Source organism: Agrobacterium burrii (assembly GCF_017313405.1).
Lineage (GTDB): Bacteria > Pseudomonadota > Alphaproteobacteria > Rhizobiales > Rhizobiaceae > Agrobacterium > Agrobacterium burrii.
Genome location: NZ_JAFLNA010000002.1, coordinates 125,846 through 140,735 on the forward strand (window position 1 = coordinate 125,846; position 14,890 = coordinate 140,735).

Annotated in this window: 16 protein-coding genes and 1 tRNA gene; 14 read left to right on the top strand and 3 right to left on the bottom strand. The window is 59.1% G+C overall.

Annotated features, from left to right (window positions below; translation table 11 throughout):
• Positions 1-17: 17 nt before the first annotated feature.
• From JZX89_RS04060 to JZX89_RS04070, 3 genes are read right to left on the bottom strand one after another with little or no spacing between them, the layout of a single operon-like run.
• Positions 18-1,136, bottom strand: coding sequence for an iron-containing alcohol dehydrogenase (locus JZX89_RS04060; protein WP_207133166.1), 1,119 nt, complete (start codon positions 1,134-1,136; stop codon positions 18-20).
• Positions 1,137-1,140: 4 nt separating this feature from the next.
• On the bottom strand, positions 1,141-2,097 hold the full coding sequence (gene pdxA, locus JZX89_RS04065; protein ID WP_207133167.1) for a 4-hydroxythreonine-4-phosphate dehydrogenase PdxA: 957 nt from the start codon (positions 2,095-2,097) through the stop codon (positions 1,141-1,143).
• On the bottom strand, positions 2,094-3,290 hold the full coding sequence (locus JZX89_RS04070; RefSeq protein WP_207133168.1) for a sialidase family protein: 1,197 nt from the start codon (positions 3,288-3,290) through the stop codon (positions 2,094-2,096). Before JZX89_RS04070 ends, pdxA begins: the two co-directional genes overlap by 4 nt.
• Positions 3,291-3,613: 323 nt before the next feature.
• Between JZX89_RS04070 and JZX89_RS04075 the strand changes: the two genes are divergently transcribed.
• The 14 genes from JZX89_RS04075 (at position 3,614) to JZX89_RS04135 (ending at position 14,890) form a co-directional block, all read left to right on the top strand.
• Positions 3,614-5,122, top strand: coding sequence for an ABC transporter substrate-binding protein (locus JZX89_RS04075; protein ID WP_174373936.1), 1,509 nt, complete (start codon positions 3,614-3,616; stop codon positions 5,120-5,122).
• A gap of 74 nt (positions 5,123-5,196) precedes the next feature.
• Positions 5,197-6,111 carry an ABC transporter permease gene (locus JZX89_RS04080; protein WP_207133169.1) on the top strand — a complete coding sequence of 305 codons (915 nt, stop codon included), beginning with the start codon at positions 5,197-5,199 and terminating at the stop codon, positions 6,109-6,111.
• Between the two features lie 15 nt (positions 6,112-6,126).
• Positions 6,127-7,050 (top strand): ABC transporter permease, encoded by a 924-nt coding sequence (locus tag JZX89_RS04085; RefSeq protein ID WP_149899600.1) that lies wholly within the window; start codon positions 6,127-6,129, stop codon positions 7,048-7,050.
• The gene (locus JZX89_RS04090) at positions 7,043-8,686 is read left to right on the top strand and encodes an ABC transporter ATP-binding protein (protein WP_207133170.1); all 1,644 of its coding nucleotides are present in this window, start codon (positions 7,043-7,045) and stop codon (positions 8,684-8,686) included. Before JZX89_RS04085 ends, JZX89_RS04090 begins: the two co-directional genes overlap by 8 nt.
• The gene (locus JZX89_RS04095; protein ID WP_207133171.1) at positions 8,683-9,564 is read left to right on the top strand and encodes a dihydrodipicolinate synthase family protein; all 882 of its coding nucleotides are present in this window, start codon (positions 8,683-8,685) and stop codon (positions 9,562-9,564) included. The genes JZX89_RS04090 and JZX89_RS04095 overlap by 4 nt, the downstream gene beginning before the upstream one ends.
• A gap of 198 nt (positions 9,565-9,762) precedes the next feature.
• Positions 9,763-9,852, top strand: a tRNA-Ser gene (locus JZX89_RS04100).
• 299 nt (positions 9,853-10,151) lie between these two features.
• Positions 10,152-10,514: a helix-turn-helix transcriptional regulator gene (locus tag JZX89_RS28850; RefSeq protein ID WP_369809533.1), complete on the top strand. Its 363-nt coding sequence runs from the start codon at positions 10,152-10,154 to the stop codon at positions 10,512-10,514.
• Positions 10,511-10,705: a hypothetical protein gene (locus tag JZX89_RS04105; RefSeq protein WP_207133172.1), complete on the top strand. Its 195-nt coding sequence runs from the start codon at positions 10,511-10,513 to the stop codon at positions 10,703-10,705. The genes JZX89_RS28850 and JZX89_RS04105 overlap by 4 nt, the downstream gene beginning before the upstream one ends.
• The gene (locus JZX89_RS04110; RefSeq protein ID WP_207133173.1) at positions 10,702-11,601 is read left to right on the top strand and encodes a helix-turn-helix domain-containing protein; all 900 of its coding nucleotides are present in this window, start codon (positions 10,702-10,704) and stop codon (positions 11,599-11,601) included. Before JZX89_RS04105 ends, JZX89_RS04110 begins: the two co-directional genes overlap by 4 nt.
• Before the next feature lie 171 nt (positions 11,602-11,772).
• On the top strand, positions 11,773-12,012 hold the full coding sequence (locus tag JZX89_RS04115; protein WP_207133174.1) for a hypothetical protein: 240 nt from the start codon (positions 11,773-11,775) through the stop codon (positions 12,010-12,012).
• Positions 12,006-12,269: a hypothetical protein gene (locus tag JZX89_RS04120; protein WP_207133175.1), complete on the top strand. Its 264-nt coding sequence runs from the start codon at positions 12,006-12,008 to the stop codon at positions 12,267-12,269. The genes JZX89_RS04115 and JZX89_RS04120 overlap by 7 nt, the downstream gene beginning before the upstream one ends.
• 432 nt (positions 12,270-12,701) lie before the next feature.
• On the top strand, positions 12,702-13,934 hold the full coding sequence (locus JZX89_RS04125; protein WP_207133176.1) for a phage portal protein: 1,233 nt from the start codon (positions 12,702-12,704) through the stop codon (positions 13,932-13,934).
• Positions 13,924-14,313 carry a hypothetical protein gene (locus JZX89_RS04130; RefSeq protein ID WP_207133177.1) on the top strand — a complete coding sequence of 130 codons (390 nt, stop codon included), beginning with the start codon at positions 13,924-13,926 and terminating at the stop codon, positions 14,311-14,313. The genes JZX89_RS04125 and JZX89_RS04130 overlap by 11 nt, the downstream gene beginning before the upstream one ends.
• 73 nt (positions 14,314-14,386) lie before the next feature.
• Positions 14,387-14,890 carry an HK97 family phage prohead protease gene (locus tag JZX89_RS04135; RefSeq protein ID WP_207133178.1) on the top strand — a complete coding sequence of 168 codons (504 nt, stop codon included), beginning with the start codon at positions 14,387-14,389 and terminating at the stop codon, positions 14,888-14,890.

A 14,890-nucleotide genomic window follows, 5' to 3' on the forward strand; every position in this document is an offset into this window, starting at 1 on the left:
GCGCACCGGACTTTCTTTCAGAAGGCGCGGCGGTAGATGCCGAGCACGTCCTCAAGGCTCATATCGATGGGGTTATTGTCCATCAAACGGCGGATGGCGTGTGCGTCCTCGGCATAACGGGGAAGATCGGTCTCGGTTGCTCCGTGCCTTGCCAGCGACATTTCAATGCCGAGCCCGGCACAGAAATCCGTCGCCGCCTTGCGAAGATCATCCGGCGAAAGATGATCCCGAAGCCCGAGCGCGCCTGCCACTTCCGCCGTCTTTGCTGAAACCGCCGGCTGGTTGAAGGCCAGAACATGCGGAAAGACGATGGCATTCGCCAACCCATGCGGCAGGCTGAGAAGCGTGCCGAGCGGATAGGCGATGGCGTGGCCGGCAGCCGTATTGACCGGCCCGAGGCAGATGCCGCCATAATAGGAGGCGAGCATCATGCCTTCGCGTGCTTCGGTATCCGTACCATCGCGGACGGCGCGCGCCAGATATTTGCCGACGAGTGCAAAGCCCATGCGGGCAAAACCGTCGATCATCGGATGGGCCTTGCGGTTGGTGAAAGCTTCCACGCAATGGGCCATGGCGTCCACACCCGTCGCCGCCGTTACGGCAGGCGGCACAGAATAGGTCAGTTCCGGATCGAGAACCGCGAAATCCGCAATCAGATAAGGGCTTTCGACCGCGATCTTGTTGCCCTTGACGGGATCGGTGATCAGCGAGCGGATGCCGGCTTCCGAGCCGGTGCCGGCGGTGGTGGCGATCTGCACCAGCCTGGTGTCGCGCCCGGCGACCCGGTTGGGTCCGGCCACATCGCCAAGCGTCTGGTCGGAATTCCACAATGCGGCGACCAGCTTTGCCACATCCATCACCGAACCGCCGCCGAGGCCGATGACGAGATCGGGTTTGGCATTGCGTGCCGCAGCCAGTGCTGCATCGAGCGTCGCCGTGTCCGGCTCGCCGGGAATGGCGTCGAATACCGTGAATGGACTCTGCAATTGCAAACGGTCGACGAATTTCGCCGTCAGCGGCGTGGCGATCACGAGGGTTGACGCGGTTTTGCCGGCGAACGCGCCGACCTGCGCTATGGTGCCAGCGCCAACGGCGAGCCTGCGCGGCTGATGGATGAGAATGGCAGCTGTGGACATGGTTCTATCCTTTCGCGCTCTTGCCCGCCACGAGCTTGCGGGCATAGGCGATGGCCTCTTTCATGTTGCCGTGATTGGCGATGCCCTTGCCGGCAATGTCGAAAGCCGTGCCGTGATCGACGGACGTGCGGTCTATCGGCAGATCGACCGAAACATTGACGGCGGTATCGAAGGCGACGAGCTTGATCGGGATATGGCCCTGATCGTGATATTGCGCGACGACGAGATCAAAAGCGCCGGAATAGGCCCGGTGGAACACGGTATCGGCGGAAATCGGTCCCTGCACCTCGATGCCTTCGGCACGCGCAGCGGCGACCGCCGGCGCAATCTGGTCGTCATCCTCCGTGCCGAACAGGCCGTTTTCACCGCAATGCGGATTGATGCCGGCAACGGCAATGCGCGGGTGCTCGTAACCGATGCGCTTCAGATGAGCATTGCCGGCGCGGATGGTCGCCAGCACCCGTTCCGTCGTCGCCCGGCGAATGGCTTCCTGCAGGGAAACATGGGTTGAAACGTGGATAACCTTCAGCCGTTCAGAGGCAAGCAGCATATAGGCCGCCGACGAGCCGGTGAGGCTGCGTAGCATGCCGGTGTGGCCGTCATAATGGTGGCCCGCAAGGTTCAGGGCCTCCTTGTTGATCGGCGCGGTGACGATACAGCCGATTTCGCCCGCTTCGGCATCGCGTACGGCCTTTTCGATGAAACGGAAAGCGGCGTCACCAGCGACCGGCGACAGCGTACCCCAGGGCAGCGGCGCGCCCTCGATGGGCAGGTCAACCACATGCTGCGTGAGGTCGATGTCGACGCCAAGCGCATCCCGCGCTGCCTGAAGCGTGGCGAGGTTGCCGTAAATCCGCGTCGCGGCCTGATCCGGGGCGGACATTTCAGCAAGCGCCCGGACGGTGATTTCCGGGCCGACGCCGCAGGGGTCGCCCATGGTGATGCCAATGATGTTGCTCATCTTTTTCTCCCGTCCCTGGCCTCGGCCCAGCCGGGCGCCAGCCGGACATATTTGATTGCGCGGCGATGATAGGTGTAACTTGCGTGCAGCGTACCGTCCGGCGCTTCCAGAAGCCATGGATAGGACATTTCCAGATTACGGCCGTCCGTCGAATCGTTCGACAGGCAGGTGCCGGGACCGTCCTCGATCAGGATACGGGTGGGGAAGCTGCGCCCATCGTCATCGGAGATGCAGATGGAAACCGGCGCGCGCGGCACGCCCCAGACAGGCACACATCCGCCTGTCGGATCGGCATCCGGCCTGCCGTCATCTTCGCCCAATTCGTCATAAAGCGAGGCGCGCCGGTCGCTCGATTGCGCGGCGCTGACAGGGTTGCAGATCATCGCCAGTCGCCCGTCACCGAGCCTGATGGCGGCGATGGAGGAATTGTTGTTCGGCACGTCGGTTGGCTGCGGCTTTGACCACGAGTGGCCGCCATCGGCGCTTTCCGTGCGGTAGACGAAATCGGCCTGACGGCGACGGAAGAAGGCGGAGTAGCGTGCATCACCACCCGCAACCGGGCTCATATGCACACAGCCGGTCGAATCTTCCAGCTCCTGCAATTGCCACGTCAGGCCATTGTCCCTGGATATGCCAAGTGCCGCAGTATCGTGGCTGCCGTTCCATTTCTGGCCGGGGCGCTGGATGCAGCGGAAGATCGGCAGCAGCCAGGCGCCATCATCACGAATGCGCAGCGGCGCGCGGACAAAGCAGCCTTTCGGGAGGTCGAGGAAACGCCCTTCTTCGGAGGACAGCTTTTCCGGCGCCGCCACATCGCGGGTGACCCGCGCCATGCGGATGCGGCATTCATCCTGATTGCCTGATGGTTGGGCGGTGTGAAACAGCCACAAAGCGCCATCCGGCGCGGTGAAGAGAACCGGGTTCTGTTCGGAATGGTCTGGATCGTGGCTGAGGCGCTGCGGCGCTCCCCACCGGTTTGCGCCTGGCATCAGCACGGATGCGAAGATCGAAATATCCGATTTTCCCTCCAGCGTGCCGCCGAACCATGCGCAGAGCAAAGCGCCGTCACCAGCGAGATGCAGGAAGCTCGCATGGTTCTGGATCATCGGCGATGGCAGAAACGCTTCCTGCCGGCTTTCTGACGTGGCGTGGACGGCTCCGGTCATGGCGTGAGCGATGTCATCAGGTGTCATCATGGTCTCCTCTTAGCCTGATGAAAATGACATATTCGAAAAGTTGTCAAGTTTATTTCAACAAAAACAGCAGCGTTGAATTTTTGATTAATGCAAATAAATACATGTTTTATAACGATAAAAATTACTATTACGATGCAAATAAAAAATGCTAAAGAAAAATAAATTGACAAAAAATGTGATAGCGTCGATGCTCTGTTCACGGGTGGAGGAGACAATCATCCGCACACCATGCTCCTCGATGCGGGGAGACGGGGATTTTTCAGAAGCCCCTTGCGGCACGCCGCCATGTTGCTGATTTTCTGATCTGGGAGGAGAACGGAATGAAGAAGTCATTGATTGCGGGCGCCCTTGTTTTGGGTTCCCTCAGCGCCGCAGTATCGCCGGTGCTTGCGGCGTCGGGGCCGATCAAAATCGTGCTGGCGGAAGAGGCTGACCTGCTTGAGCCCTGCATGGCGACCCGCTCCAACATCGGCCGCATCATCATGGAAAATGTCAGCGAGACGCTGACCGAGCTTGATGTGCGCGGCAAAAACGGCGTTCAGCCACGGCTCGCCGAGAAATGGGAGCAAAATGCCGACGGCAGCTGGCGCTTTCATCTGCGTCAGGGTGTGAAGTTTTCCGACGGCACCACCTTTGACGCCAAGGATGTGAAGCACAGCTTCGAACGCATCATGAGCGACAAGAACGCCTGCGAATCCCGCCGTTATTTCGGCGGTATGACGGTGACCCCCACGATCGTTGACGACCAGACCATCGACTTCAAGACCGACCCGGCTCAGCCCATTTTGCCGTTGCTGATGTCGCTCGTCACCATCGTTCCCGAAGAAACCAAGATGGAATTCATCCGCGAGCCTGTCGGCACCGGCCCATACAAGCTGACCAACTGGACGCCGGGCCAGCAGATCGTTCTGACTGCACGTGACGATTATTGGGGCAAGAAGCCGCAGGTGACGGAAGCGACCTATCTTTTCCGTGCCGATCCTTCGGTTCGCGCCGCCATGGTGCAGACCGGCGAGGCCGATCTTTCGCCTTCCATTTCCCAGCTCGACGCGACCAATCCGAAGACCGACTTCTCTTATCTCGACAGCGAGACGGTCTATATGCGTCTTGACCACAATATCGCGCCGCTGAACGATGTGCGGGTGCGTCGCGCGCTCAACCTTGCCATCGACCGGCAGGCTTTCCTCGGCACGCTGGTTCCTGAAGGTGCGGTGCTGGCCACGGCGCTGGTTCCACCGACGACGCTTGGCTGGAACCCCGACGTCAAGGTCTTCCCCTATGACCCCGATGGCGCAAAGAAGCTGCTCGAGGAAGCCAAGGCTGCCGGCGTGAAAGTGGATACGCCGATCACCATCATTGCGCGCACCGCGAATTTCCCGAATGTCACCGAAATCATGGAGGCGATCCAGCAGCAATTGCAGGAAGTCGGCTTCAAGGTCGATCTGAAATTCGTGGAAGTGGCCGAGCACGAGAGCTATTATTCCAAGCCTTTCAAGGAAGGCCGCGGACCGCAGATCGTCGCCGCCATGCACGACAATTCCAAGGGCGATCCATCCTTCACCATGTTCTTCAAATATGCCACCAAGGGCACGCAGTCCGGCTTCTCGGACCCCAAGGTGGACGACCTGATCGAACGTGCATCCGCAGCCGTTGGTGACGAGCGCGCCAAGCTCTGGTCTGAACTCATCGCCTACCTGCATGATGACGTGGTGGCGGATGTGTTGCTGTTCCACATGGTTGGTTTCTCGCGTGTCTCCGAACGGTTGGATTTCAAGCCCACCATCGCCACCAACTCGATGCTGCAGCTTTCTGAAATCGGCATCAAATAAAGCCGGCATCTTATCAGCCAATGAGCGGCGGCAGGGTGAAAGCCTTGCCGCCGTGTTGAAAACCGGAGGCAACCATGCTGAGCTTCATCCGAAAACGTTCCGTTGCGAGTCTGATCTCCCTGATCGGCCTGCTTGTGATGGTTTTCTTCCTGTCCCGCCTGACGGGAGACCCGGCGGCGCTGTTTTTGCCGGTGGAGGCTTCGGAAGAGTTGAAGCAGCAGTTTCGTGCGCTGCACGGGCTGAACGATCCGCTGATGGTGCAGTTCCTGCGTTATGCGGGCGATGTGATGACGGGTGATCTCGGAGAATCGCTGCGAAAAGCAAGGCCTGCGCTGGATGTGGTGCGTGAGGCTTTCGTCTGGACGCTCTGGCTTGCGGTCATCACCATGTCGCTGGTCACAACCGCTGCCATCGTTGTCGGTTCGCTTGCGGCTTTCCGCTCCGGTGGCTTTTTCGACCGCATGGCCTCGACCATTTCGCTGATCGGCGCATCGGTGCCGGATTTCTGGCTGGCGATCGTTGCGATCGTGGTTTTTTCCGTCAATCTCGCCTGGCTGCCGACGTCAGGCACAGGCTCGGTGCTGCACTGGATATTGCCGATCTCGGTCCTGTTCGTGCGCCCCTTCGGCATCATCGTGCAGGTGGTGCGCGGCTCGATGATCGGCGCTTTGTCATCGGCTTACGTCAAAACGGCGCGTGCCAAGGGCGTGAAATCCGGGCCGATCATCTTTGTCCACGCGCTGCGCAACGCCATGTTGCCGGTCATCACCGTCATCGGCGATCAGGCGGCAAGCCTTCTCAACGGTGCTGTCATCGTCGAAACCATTTTCGGCTTTCCCGGCGTTGGCAAGCTGATGATCGATTCCATTCTTCAGCGTGATTTCAATGTCGTGCTGGCCGCCATTCTCGTGACGGCGCTGGCGATCTTCCTGATGAACCTTCTGATCGATATTGCCTATGCGCTGCTCGATCCGCGTATCCGGCAGTGAGGAGATCATCAAGCCATGAGCCTTTTGAACGCCGATACCCGGATCATCGATGAGCCGTCCTTCGCAACGCGCATGCTGCGCATGTTGTGGGCCGATAAATTCGCGCTTTGTGCCGCTATCTTCCTCATCATCATCGTCATACTCGCTTTCGTCGGTCCGGCGTGGCTTGGCGATCTGGCGACCAAACAGAACCTGCGCGGGCGCAATCTTGCCCCGTTCGACTGGCAGCGCGAATGGTATTTCTGGCTGGGGGCGGATGCGCTCGGGCGCTCGCTTCTGGCACGCATCGTCGCCGCCACGCAGAATACGCTGATGATCGCCGCCGGCGCCGTGCTTCTGTCCGCCGTCACCGGCACCGTGCTCGGCTTGATCGCTGGTTTTTCATCCAACCGTGTCGGCCAGATCATCATGCGGCTGGCGGACGTGATCATGTCTTTTCCATCGCTGCTGATCGCGGTCATCGTGCTTTTTCTGCTTGGCTCCTCCATTCTCAACCTGATGCTGGTTCTGGCGATTACCCGCATCCCGGTTTACATCCGCACCACAAGGGCGGAAGTGCTGGAGGTGCGCGAACGCATGTTCGTGCAGGCGGCAAGGGTGATGGGCGCATCGGGCAAACGAATTCTCTTCCGTCACATTCTGCCCGTGGTGCTGCCGACGCTGACGACGCTTGCGACGCTCGATTTCGCCTATGTGATGCTGGCGGAAAGCGCGCTGTCCTTCCTCGGCATCGGCATTCAGCCGCCGGAAATCACCTGGGGTCTGATGATTTCGCAGGGGCGGCAGTACCTCACCAATGCTTGGTGGCTGTCATTCTGGCCGGGACTGGCCATCATCCTCACCACCCTGTCGCTTAACCTGCTGTCCAACTGGCTGCGCATCGCGCTTGACCCGGTGCAGCGCTGGCGGCTGGAAATGAAAGGCCGCAAGCATGGCTGACCATCTTCTCGAGGTGCGCAACCTTTCCGTGGAATTTCACACCGCAAGCGGTGTCGTCCATGCGGTGAAGGATGTTTCCTACCATATCGACCGTGGCGAAACGTTGGCGATCCTCGGCGAAAGCGGCTCGGGCAAATCGGTATCGTCCTCGGCCATCATGAACCTCATCGACATGCCGCCCGGATATATCAGCAGCGGCCAGATATTGCTTGAGGGCAAAGACCTTCTGACCATGCCGGCAGAAGCCCGCCGCGAGGTCAACGGCCGGCGCATCGCCATGATCTTTCAGGATCCGCTCAGCCATCTTAACCCCGTCTATACCGTCGGCTGGCAGATCCGCGAGGCCATGACCACCCATGGCATGGCCAAGATGGAAGCCGAAGCGGAGGCGAGGCGCCTTGTCGCCCGTGTCGGCATTCCCGATCCCGACAGTGCATTGAAGAAATATCCGCATGAATTTTCTGGTGGCCAACGCCAGCGCGTCATGATCGCCATGGCGCTGGCGCTGCGGCCCGACCTTTTGATCGCTGACGAACCGACCACTGCGCTTGACGTGACGGTGCAGGCCGAAGTGCTCTCACTGCTCAAGGAATTGCAGCGGGAAACCGGCATGGCCGTGCTTATCATCACCCACGATCTCGGCGTCGTCGCCGAAATAGCCGACAGGGTGGTGGTGATGGAAAAGGGCGTGCTGGTGGAGGCCGGCACCGTTCGCGATGTTTACCGCAATCCGCAGCATCCCTATACCCGCAAGCTCATCAGCGCCGCACCCGGCAGGGGCGACATGCACGAGCCGAAAGCGGCCGGCGAACCGCTGCTCAGTGTGCGCGATGTCCGCAAGCGTTACGGCGCATTCGAGGCGTTGAAGGGTGTTTCCTTCGACCTCATGGAAGGCGAAACCATCGCCGTGGTCGGCGAAAGCGGCTCCGGCAAATCGACGCTCGCCCGCATTTTGCTGCGGCTCGACGAGCCGGATGCGGGCAGTGCGTTATGGAAGGGACGGGACCTCTTCAAGCTGTCGCCTGCCGAACTCTTTGCGCTGCGGCGCGATCTGCAGATGGTGTTTCAGGACCCTACCCAGTCGCTCAATCCGCGCATGACGGTGTTCCAGTTGATCTCCGAAGCCTGGGTGATCCACCCGGATATATTGCCGAAAGCAAAATGGCGCGAACGGGTTGCGGAATTGTTGCAGCAGGTCGGCCTCTCGCCGGATCATCTTCGCCGTTATCCGCACCAGTTTTCCGGTGGTCAGCGGCAGAGGATCGCCATTGCCCGCGCCCTGGCGCTGGAGCCGAAGCTCATCATCTGCGACGAGGCGGTCTCGGCGCTCGATGTCTCGGTTCAGGCGCAGGTCATCGCGCTTCTGGACAAGCTGCGCCGCGAAATGGGCCTGTCCTTTATCTTCATCGCGCATGACCTGCCGGTGGTTCGGGATTTTGCCGATCACGTCATGGTCATGCAGCGCGGAGAGGTGGTGGAATTCGGCACCGTCCGGCAGGTTTTCGAAGCACCGCGTGAGGAATATACCCGCGCGCTGCTCTCAGCCAGCCTCGATCCCGACCCCGATATGCATTCCGCGCGCAACCCGGCAGGGGCCGACCATGTCATCGGAAATTCAAGTGGAGTTCTTTCATGACCAAACAAGCCTTCGTCGCGCTCGTCACCTGTTTCAACGAGGACGAAACGATCAACTACGAGGCGACCCGCGCGCAAGTGCGCCGCCAGGTGGCGGCTGGTAACAACATCATGTGCGCCGGCACCAACGGCGATTTCACCGCGCTGACCCATGAAGAAAAAATCCGCCTGACGGAAGAGGTGGTAAACGAGGTGGCTGGCCGCGCTAAAGTCATCGTCAATGCCGGCATGCCCGCCACATTCGAGACCATACAGCTTGCCAAGGCCTTCGACCGCATCGGCGTGGATGGCATCGCCGTCATCACGCCCTTCTTCATCGCCTGCACGCAGGGAGGCCTGATCCGCCATTTCTCGACGGTGGCCGACGCCGTTGAAACACCGGTCTATCTTTACGACATTCCCGCACGCACCCAGAACCACATAGAACCCGAAACGGCGCGCAAACTTGCGACCCATGGCAATATCGCCGGTATCAAGGATTCCGGCGGCGCGCAGCAGACGCTGGAGGCCTATCTTCAGGTGGCGAAGGAAATGCCCGGTTTCGAGGTTTATTCCGGCCCTGACCACCTCGTCTTGTGGTCATTGCAGAACGGTGCCGCAGGCTGCATTTCCGGCCTCGGCAACGCCATGCCGGATGTGCTCGCCGGCATCCTCAACGCGTTCAACTCCGGGGATATCACTGAAGCCGAGCGCCAGCAGGCGATCTACGCGGCCTTTCGCACCGATCTCTACGCCCTCGGTTTCGCGCCCGCCATGGTCAAGCGCTCGCTCTACCTCCAGGACCCCTCCGTCGGCGCCAGCCGCCAGCCGGCCCTGCTGCCGGATCAGGAACAGGACGACCGGATTGTGGAAATCCTACGTCGTTATCAATTGCTCTAACACCATTGCCGAATGTGACGCGCACGGCTGAGGGTCGATGCGTGTCACATTAAAAATGCCTGTAAAAACCGCCAAAAGTCGGCGCATTTCTCCAGTCTCTTCCATGACGAACAATTTGTGACACAAACACGAAATTTCCCTTGTCAGCCCGGCCATTGATGTTTATGAGGAGCGCGCAACGCAAGCGTTCGCGCATGCGGAGAGGTGGCAGAGTGGTCGAATGCACCGCACTCGAAATGCGGCATACCTGCAAGGGTATCGTGGGTTCGAATCCCACCCTCTCCGCCATATGCCGTCACTAAGGCGTTGATTTAACTCAATATTGCTGCTACTGGTATCTGTGAGCCTACTTTCAGGCCCATTTCTGTGATGTCGTGAGATACGCTTCATTTTGTGAAGACTTGAAACTTTACGACGCTTGACGTATTTATAGATCGTCAACGAGCGCAACAGTGCGCGAATTTGGAGAACAATGACCCGTAGCGGCAGCTGCGGTTTTTTGTTTTCCGGTCGCCGCTGCCGAGGCACCTAACTACGGTGCCTGAGTCAAGGCACCGAAAAAAGGTGCTTTTGATATGAACGAGAGAATGCTTACGCTGCGCGAAATATGCGCAGCCAAACGAACAAGTCCCCCAACTGTTTATCGATTGATCGCCCGTGGTCTTCTACCGCCTGGCGAGCGCACAGGGCTGCGTTCGGTACGGTGGCGCGAGTCCGTCGTTGAAGCAGCCTATCTCCGGCTCAACGCCGACCGGCCATCCGTCGCGGTTGTTAAGCAACCTGGGGAAACATCGCCACAATCCGACTTGGAAGCGGCAGCGGTCTGGCTCGCCTCGCAAGAGAATCCGCCCATGCCGGTACTTCCGCACGTCCGCACGATTTTTGGGCTGACGCCGGAAGATGCGTGCAAGGTCGCTGCGCGGGCCTTCGAGTTGAGGGTGGCGCAATGATCCCGGCCTCTCTCCGTTCATTCGCGCGCCGCCACGGCTATGCCATCCGCCGTACCCGTGAAATCGCCGGCGTCGAAACTTTTCTGATCGTGGATATTGCGACCAATGCCGCCGCCAGTTCCTCGCGTCTCGTCGCGGATGATGTCCGCGGCGAGGTCGTCTCTCTTGTCGAAGGGGAGGATGCACGATGACCCAAGAAAACAGAAAGCCCGATCGGCGTTCGCGCGCCGATCGGGCAGATGTCTCAAAAGTTCACAACCCCAAATTAGTCGAAGCTTCGGTTTTGCGCAACGAGCAACATCTAGCGCTCTCGCGGGAGCCGCACATCTGGCGCAAGACGTTGATGGCATCTGATTTGCCCGCCTCTAGTTTCAGGGTAGCTCTGGCAATCGTCGACACCTTCGTCAACCGAAAAACCGGAGCCTGCTATCCATCTATCGAGACGATCGCGGCGACCTGTGGGCTTTCGGTATCCGGCGCCAAGAAAGGTCTTTCGGCGCTACGCGAGGCCGGTCTCATCTACACTGAGAAGCGTCGCTTCAATGGATCGAACACAATAATTTTATGCCTGCCCCAGTTGGATCGAAAGGACCTAAATGGGTCCGTTCGTACCATCACTGAAAAGACCGAAACAGGTCCCTCGATCGTACCTATTCGGGTCTATGAAGAATACCCAAACGGGTCCCACATTAGTACCGGATTGGGTCCCCTAACCTTAGAAGATAACCGATCCACTGAACCCCTGAAGCAAACCTCCGAAGATCGCGTCATACCGTGTGGTCCGCCGTCCGCAGTCGTCGCCGAAGAGGCTCCTCCGGTCGATCTTCCGGCTACGCCTACAGATCTCCCGCGGACGGCTGACGTAGTGAGCAACGTCGAGCCTTCGGATTTTCGGCCGGAAAAAGAAGAAGAAGAAGCCATCAGGGCGCCGTCAAATCAACGCCAACGCATTCAGCGCATCGAAGAACTCGCTCCTGGCATTTCGCTGGAAGACGCGACAGCCGTCGCAGAGTGGTGGAATCTCAGTCCCAGATCGATATCTGAAATCAAAGTTAAAATCGCGAGGAAAACCGCCAATGGTCGATGATCGCCAGATGGATCTGTTCGCTTGGGCTGAAGCCCGACCGTCAGCGAAAATCATAATCGCTCAGCATAGGTGGCTGATGAGGGACCGAGAATGCCTCTGGCAAGCGGCGTACACTCCGCACCCCAACCTCGACGCGGAAATCGTCAACATCGCAAGCTGGAGGAAATCCGCATGAAAAAACTCACTGAGCAAACAGGGCTTTGGGCGCAGGTAGAAACAACCAATTGGTCGGTACAAGGAACGACAGTTTCGATAACCACCCACCGTAACGCTACGCAACTCGCTCGGGAGACATTCTCGTTCACCAGCGAAGTTCCAAAATTCATCCGAATTCTTCGGGCTGGTGGTTATCTGATCGTGCCTTACCCACCCGGCGCCCCAGATTACACAGAGGAGGACGAGGTTTGGTAAAGCCGCTCACGACCGCCCGCGCGGATCGCGTGCTTGCCGCCGCATCGGGGCAGTTGCAGCTTGATGGGTCGGCAAGTCGAACCAACGTTGCCGTCACGGCTCTATGGGGCGCGAAGGCTATCGGCCGCTTCATGGGATTATCGGCGGATACTGTGCGTCGAATTGAGAAATCAGATCCCACAGCTCCGATATATCGACCTGCGGGGCGGCTTCTAGCTTTCAAATCCGAGTTGATCGACTGGATGAAAAAGAAGTGATGTTGCCGTTTGCACCGACAACGGTAAAATGGAGTCGGCTTACAGGCCCCTACATACAGACATCTACCAACCACACACAAACACGAAAGAATTTACCTATGGAAACAACATACAGACTCGTGGCCCTCGGTGATGAGGGTAATGTCGGACAAACCGGCGCAACTGCCGAAATAGCGAAGATGATCCCCGGAAACCTGTCAAGGTTCCCTGACACTAGACTTGGAATCGAGCAAACGGACTGGTCTGACTCTTCTGGAAAACTAAGGCCAGTTCGTTCTGTGATAATTGAAGTGGAAAGTTCGCCAAAAGAATGGACGATCGGCGTCTAGGCTGATCCCAAAAAGGGCCTGTAAGCTTTTCCGCTGACAATAGCGCTTTCTGCATAATCTTGCACAGTCGCCCGCAGCGCTGAATTAAGACAAGTTCCAGCGCATGAGTTGGAACCCTTTCAAACGCACCCAGAAAGCCCTGACCGACGAGCAAATCCTTGATCTGCTTGGCGGCGGCGTCCCGACGGCAACCGGCATTTCGGTTTCGTCCGAGAGCGCCTTGCGCGTGCCGGCAGTTGCCGCAGCGGTCCGAACGATTTCCGAGGCTGCGGCTTCCCTCAAGGTCAAGGTTGTGCAGGTCAACGCCGACCGCACCGAGACAGATATCCCTGACCACCCCGTCACCGCGCTGCTTCGTGACGAGGCAAACGAGTGGACGTCCGGTTTCGAGTTCATCCGTTCGATAATGGTCGACGCGCTATGCCGAGATCAGGGTGGCCTAGCGTGGGTAAACCGCGTCGGCGGCGAAGTCCGAGAGGTAGTCCGGTATCGGCCGGGCTTCATCAACGTCGATTACCCCGACGATAGCCTAGCACCGCGCTACCGGATCAACGGTATTGTGAAACCATCCTCCGACATCGTCCATCTGCGTGGCCCATTCGACAAGGCGCCGTTGACATTGTGTCGCGAGGCCATCGGTGTTGCCATGGTGATGGAACGGCACGCTGCTCGCCTCTTCGGACAAGGCGCGAGACCTGGCGGCGTAATCGAAAGCGAGAAGCCGCTCGGCGCCGAAGGTTCGAAGTCGATGATTGCGGGCTGGCGCGCGGCGATGGAAGGTTCGGAAAACGCGGGCAAAACGGCAATTCTCTGGGACGGTGCGAAGTGGAAGGCTATGACGCTTTCGAGCGTTGACGCCCAGTTTCAACAGCTAAGGCTGTTCCAGCTGCAAGAAATAGCAAGGGCATTCAATCTGCCCGCCGTCATGTTGGGCGACCTCTCAAGGGCCACATGGAATAACTCTGAGGCCAGCTTCAAGATGACGCTGATGCTATGTTTAGAGCCATGGCTGCAGGCTTTGGAGGGCGCGTTTCGGCGTGCCATGTTCTCCAAGGAAGACCGAAAGAAATACGCCATCCGGTTCGACCGTGACGATTTCACGAACGTGGACCTGACAGCGCGTGCCACGGCGATCAGCAGCCTTGTCTCCTCCCGCGTCATCAATCCGAACACGGCCCGCGAGTGGCTGGACCTGCCGCCTTACGATGGCGGCGACGAATACGCGAACCCCAACACCGGAGCCAGTCAGCCAGGCAATTCCCTCAAAACTGAGGAAAAGCCCAATCCCGACGACAAGCAAGACGATCCCGACAAGGAGCCGAACGATGAAGCTTGACGATATCCGCTCGAACCTTGCCGATCAGGATCGTGGCCGCTGGCTCGATATCCTCGATCCATGGGAGGGACAGCTTGTCCTCCGCCTCCGTATCGCAGGCCCGGATAGCGACGTGCAGCATCGTGCCCGTATCCAGATGATGGATGAACTGGCCGCCGCCGCCGATGGTGAGGGCAAGGTTTCGTTCGAACTCCGCGAGAAGGCTCGCGTCAACTGCCTGGGCCGGTGCGTCCTTGGCTGGGAGATCGAGGAAGACGGCAAGCCGTTGCCCTTCTCGCACAAGGCTCTCCTCGTCTTCCTGAACGTCGCATGGATCCAGCAGCAAGTCGACGCCTTCGCAGGCGACCGCGCGCATTTCCGGAGTCCTGCCGCCGCATGATCGAAAACACTCTGCACGCGATTCTGCTCGCGATTTTATTTTTCGGAATTTTGACGCTGCTACGGAGACCATGATGGACCGCATTTTCATCGAAACGAAAATGATTGCCGATGATGCCGGTACCGTCAGCGGTGTGGCTTGGAAATTTGGCACTCCGGACCGCGTCGGCGACTGGATTGATCCGGGCGCCTTCAAGGGCGTGAAGCTGCCTATACCCATGCTCTTCGGCCATGACATGAACGACCCGATTGGCACATGGGATGTCGCAACCGAGAAATCCGACGGCCTGCACATCACCGGAAAGCTCCTGGTCGATGAGGTGTCCCGCGCTCGCGAAGTCCGGGCCTTGGTGAAATCCGGTGCCGTTCGCGGCCTATCCATCGGCTTCATCACCAAGCAGGCAACCAGCCGCTCCGGCGGCGGGCGTCTCATTAAATCTCTTGAACTTCTGGAAGCGTCCCTCGTGACGATCCCGATGCACCCCGGCGCGAAGGTGACTTCGGCCAAGTCGGCAGTGGAGGCGATTTCCATTGCCGCTGCCATTAACCGCGCAGCCGCGCATTTTGGAAGGAACTGA